Origin of the sequence: Streptomyces sp. NPDC086077, assembly GCF_040686175.1 — a bacterium.
GTDB lineage: Bacteria > Actinomycetota > Actinomycetes > Streptomycetales > Streptomycetaceae > Streptomyces.
In genome coordinates this window covers 1-5,488 of the sequence record NZ_JBFBJT010000264.1, presented here as the reverse complement: position 1 = coordinate 5,488, position 5,488 = coordinate 1, and the positions used below count along the sequence as shown (strand labels likewise).

The window sequence follows — 5,488 nt, the reverse complement described above, 5'->3', positions numbered from 1 at the left end:
AGGCACATCCTCCAACGAGACGACATGCTGATACGGCTCACCATCCACCTCCCGGATCACCGTCCGCAAAACCTCATGACGGCCCATCACATCCATCAGAGCCGCCCGCAACCCACCCTCGTCCAGACGCCCTTCCAGCCGGGTCGCCCACGGAATGTTGTATGTGGCACTCGAACCCTCAAGCCGCGACAGGAACCACAAACGACGCTGAGCAAACGACAACGGAACCCGATCACCACGCTCCACCGCAACAACCGGCACCCGCGCCCCCGAAGCATCACCCAGTCTGGCCGCGAGCTCAGAAACCGTGGAGTACTCGAAAAGCGTGCGAATCGGGAGTTCAACGTCGAAGACGTCCCGAATGCGGCTGAGCAGACGAGTTGCCAGTAGCGACTGGCCGCCGAGTTCGAAGAAACTGTCGTCGATACCAACCCGAGGCACCCCCAGGAACTCAGCGAACAGACCGGCCAGGAGCTCCTCCTCCACCGTCCGCGGCACCCGGCCCCCACCTGACGAAGCAACACCCGGATCCGGCAACGCCCGCCGATCCACCTTGCCATTCACCGTCAACGGCAACGAATCAAGCACCACAAAGAACGACGGAACCATGTGCACAGGAAGCCGGCGCGACACGAACTCCCGCAGCCCCGACACCGAAAGCGAAGCCGCGGAACCCGCCCCGGACCCGCGACCCGCACCCCGCCCCTGTGGCACCACATACGCCACCAGATGCGGACCAGTCACCTCATCCTGCCGGACCACAACCACACACTGCGCCACCTCCCGGTGACCACCGACCACCGCCTCAACCTCACCCGGCTCGATACGGAACCCCCGGATCTTCACCTGGTCATCAGTCCGGCCCAGATAGACCAACTGCCCATCTGGACTCCAACGCGCCAGATCCCCGGTCCGATACATACGAGACCCCGCCCCACCGAACGGATCCGCCACGAACCGCTCCGCCGACAGTCCGGGCCGACCCGCATAACCCCGCGCCAACTGCCCACCCGCCAGATACAGCTCACCGGCCACACCGACCGGCACCGGGCGCAGCGCCTTGTCGAGCACGTACGTTCTGGCGTCGCCCATTGGAGTTCCGATGTGCGGCTCGGCGTCTTCGCCGTCCGGCAGGGAACCAGTCGTCGTGGCACACACCGTCGACTCAGTTGGCCCATAGGCGTTGATCAAACTGCGTCCTTGCGACCAGTGCGCGACCACGTCCCGGTTCAAGGCCTCGCCAGCTGAGATCAAGGTGGTGACTGAGGGGAGGCTTGCAGGATCCATGACGGTGAGGACGGCGGGTGGCAGGGTGACGTGTGTCACTGCGCTGCCAGCGATCGTATTCGCCAACTCCGGTCCGGGCAGCAACTGATCGGCTGGGGCCATCACCAGGACGGCTCCGGAGCACAGGGTCACCGCCCATTCGGAGACAGCTGCGTCAAAGCCCGGGGACGCAAATTGCAGTACCCGACTGCCCGGTCCGATGGAGAAGCGCTCCACCTGGCCTGCCACCAGCCCGGCCACGCCTCGGTGGTGAATCATCACGCCCTTGGGGCGGCCTGTGGAGCCCGAGGTGTAGATGACGTAGGCCGGGTGGGCGGGCAGCAGACCCCTGACGCGGTCTGCGTCCCGCAGGTCCGCTTCGTTCAGGTCAGTCAGACGCGACACCGTTTGGCTCGCGTCCAGGAGCAGGACACCGTTGTCACGGTGAGATTCGGGAAGCGTGCCGGAGTCGGCACCGGTGGTGACGATCGTGACAGGCCGGGCATCGTCAAGCATGAAGGCGATCCGGTCGGCTGGGTGGACCGGATCGATCGGCACGTAGGCACCACCGGCCTTCAGTACACCCAAGATCGTCACAATCAGGTCTGCGGACCGTGGCAGGACGATCGCTACCAGGGACTCCGGGCCGACGCCCGTCTGAACCAGAAGCCTAGCCAAGCGGTTGGCGCGCGCGTTCAGCTCCGCGTATGACAGCTCCTGTCCGTCGAAGACTACCGCCACCGCATCGGGTGTCGCCTGCACCTGCTTCTCGAACAGCTCCGGGAGAGTGTGGTCGTGCCCCTGCGCTTCGGCCCCGCTCCACTCCTCGAGCAACCGCGCTCGCTCGGCCGGCTCCAGGACATCGATTCCTGCTACAGGCTGCCGGGAGTTCACCGACATCGCTGACAGAATCCGCAGGAGCCGCCTGGCCAGGACCTGGACCGTTGCCGTGTCCATCAGTCCCGGCTGGTAAGAAAGCTCCAGGGTCAGTTGACCGTCGTGTACCGCCCGCAACATCAGCGGATAGTGAGCGCCGTCCTGGCCGGCGATCCCGGCAACGTGAACTCCCGTTCCCTCTAGCAAACCTGAGAGGTCATCGAGTTGCCTTGGGAAGTTCTGGAAGGTCGTGAGCGTATCGAAGAGATCCCCGTGCCCGGCTATGCGCTGGATGTCCGCAAGCCCTAGGTGCTGGTGCTCCAACAGCTCGATGCGCGCTCGCTGAAGCCTTTTCATCACGGTCAGCACGGATTCGTCTCTGGACCAACTTACTCGCACCGGCAGCGTGTTGATCAACAGGCCGATCATGGATTCCATGCCGGGCAGCTCGGGCGGCCTGCCCGAGACGGTCTCTCCGAAGAGGACCTCGTCGCGGCCTTTGAGTACGCCCAGGAGGAATGCCCAGGCGACCTGCACGACCGTACTGAGAGTGACGCCCTCCTGCCTACCAAGCTCCACCAGGGCCGAAGTAACCCGGTCAGGCACGGCGACAGCAACGCCCTCCGTCAGCGCCGTCTTGCGGTCCGGGCTGGCGGAGACCAGCAATGTCGGATCCTCGACTCCCGAGAGAGCCTCACGCCACGCCTGCTCAGCCGCCTGCCGGTCTCGTTCACCCAGCCAGCGGAGGTAGTCCCGATACGGTGTGGCACGAGGCAGCGTGGCCTCGTCACCGCCCCTCTTGTACAACGTGAGCAGTTCTCGGATCAGCAGCGGGGCGGACCAGCCATCGAGAAGAATGTGGTGGGCGCTGATCAGCAGCGCATACTCGTCCTCGGCCTGGCGGACGAGATTGAAGCGCAGCGCCGGGCCTGTCGCCAGATCGAATTTCTGTCTCCGCTCATCGGCGAACAACTCAGCGAGGGCATCACCTCGTTCCTTATCGGCCAGGCTGCTTAGATCTGTCTCCGTCCACGGCAGCCGAATCTCGCGGGGAATGATCTGCACAGGTCGCTCGACATCGTCGTGCACGAAGACAGCACGCAGATTCGCATGCCGGCGCAGCAGCGACCGCGCGGCCGAGCGCAGCAGCGACGCATCGAGGCGACCACGCAGGTCGATCCTGAACACCGCCGTGTAGACATCGACGCCGTCCTGATCGAGCAGGGAGTGAAAGAGCAAACCCTCCTGGAGCGGCGACAGTGGAAGAACATCTTCGATCAACGGCTGGCTCACTGTGCGTTCCTCATCTTCTTTTCCCACTTGTCGAGCTGGGTCTGACTTACTCCCGAAACCAGCAAGTCCGATGGAGTGAGGCCACCCGCGTCCGGTCGATTCGCATGGGTGACGAGGGCACGCAAGGCACGGAACCAGCCGTGCGCCAGGGCCTCCACGTCTTGCCTTTCCCAAAGCCCATCGGGCCACGACCAGGCGGCAATCAGGCGGGACTCTCCCGCCTGGTCTTCAGTCATGGCGTTGACCGATAGCCCGTGCCGCACTGGCATCTCAGGGTCAGCTCCGCCACCGAGCCCGTCCGCACCGGCCACCACAGTCCAGTCGCGCTCTGCGGCGACGGCGAACCTGCCCAAGTAGTTGAAGGAAATCTGTGGTGCGGACATCGCGGTGAGTGCTGCGCCTGTATCGCTGTTGAGATAGCGGAGCATTCCGTAGCCGACACCACGATCAGGCAGGGCGCGCAACTGCTCCTTGACGCGTTTGAGGGCCTTGCCCAGCTCTGGTCCGCCAGCCCAGGTTTGCTCCCAATCTCGCACCTCCGGATCCAGCCGCACCGGGTACTCACTGGTGAACCAACCGACCGTCCGCGAGACGTCGATACCCTCCGCGATCTCCTCTCGACCGTGGCCTTCCACTGACAGCAGGATGTCGGTGCGCCCTGGCGCAGCTGTCCGATCACGGCGCCAGTAGCCGACGGCCAGTGTGAACGCGGTCAGCAGAACGTCGTTGATCTGGGCGTTGTAGGGCGCTGCGACCTTGGTCAGGAGAGGCTCGGTGATGTCTGTCGGCAGGGTCAGCGTCAATCGTTGGACGGTGGCCTCGACGTCCTGACTCGGATCCAACCTCCGCCTGGTGAGCAAAGGGTCCGTCTTGTCGAGCATCGCAGTCCAGAACGGCAGTTCCCGTGTACGGCGCTCCTCGCGTGCCTGGTCGGAGAGTGTCTGTGACCAGCGGCGGAACGAGGTCGCCGCGGGTTCGACTGCCAGCTCTCGTCCCTCGCTGCCCGCTTGCCAGGCCGCCTCGAGGTCGGGCAGCAGCACCCGCCATGAAACGCCATCGACCGCCAGGTGATGTGCCATGGCCAACAGGTGACCCGGACGGTCACCACCACCATCCAGCCAGACCACCTGCAGCATGACCCCGGCGTGAGGTGCCAAACGTCGCTGTGCAGCGCGAGTGTGCTCGCGCACCACCGCGCGGAACTCCTCTTCGGCTATTCCGGAGACATCTACGCGAGTGACCAACTCGTGGACGCTCACAAGCTCCGCCGGCAACACCTCAAGCGTCCAGTCACCGTCGGATTCGGTGAGCCGGGTACGCAACATGCCATGGCAGCGAACGACATGGCCGACCGCCGACGACAGACGCTCCATGCCGAGATTTGCGGGGACTCGCACGAGGACCGATTGATTGAAGCCGCCGATCGGTCCACGGAGTCGTCGCAGCGCCTGCATCACCGGAGTCAAGGGCACGATGCCCTCCTCAGATTCGGGCACTTCGCCCGTCTGCCTGTGGGCTTCGATGCCGACCGTGCGGGCGAGTGCTGCGACGGTCTGATGCGTGAAAACGTCCTGCAGCGCGAGGGTGAGGCCTCTCTTGCGGGCGCCGGCAACCAGTTGGATGGCGGTGATGCTGTCTCCGCCGAGCTGGAAGAAGTTGTCCTCGATTCCGACGTGGGGCAGCGCGAGGAGTTCTGCGTACAGCCCCGCGATGATCTTCTCGCTGGGTGTCCGGGGGGCGTGGAGAGTATCCGGCGCCGTCAAGGCGGGCGCTGGGAGGGCCTGCCGATCCACCTTGCCATTCGCTGTGAGGGGCAGGGTCTCCAGGCTCACGAAGTGTGACGGGACCATGTAGGGGGGCAGGGTGGCGGTGGCGAGTGCTCTGAGTGCTTCGGTGGTGGGGGCGTGTGCGGTGCCTGCGGTGTGGGGGACGGTGTAGGCGATGAGGCTCTGGTGTCCGGTTTCGTCCTTGCGGGCGAGGACGAGGCATTGGGCGATGTCCGGGTGGCGGGTCAGGACTGCTTCTATCTCGCCGGGTTCGATGCGGATGCCGC

Annotated in this window: 2 protein-coding genes; both read right to left on the bottom strand. The window is 64.9% G+C overall.

The features are described from left to right. On the bottom strand, nt 1-3,435 hold a 3,435-nt coding region (locus AB0O67_RS36440; RefSeq protein WP_365460111.1), incomplete at its 3' end, for an amino acid adenylation domain-containing protein. Continuing rightward, on the bottom strand, nt 3,432-5,488 hold a 2,057-nt coding region (locus AB0O67_RS36435), incomplete at its 5' end, for a condensation domain-containing protein (RefSeq protein WP_365460108.1). The genes AB0O67_RS36435 and AB0O67_RS36440, both read right to left, overlap by 4 nt.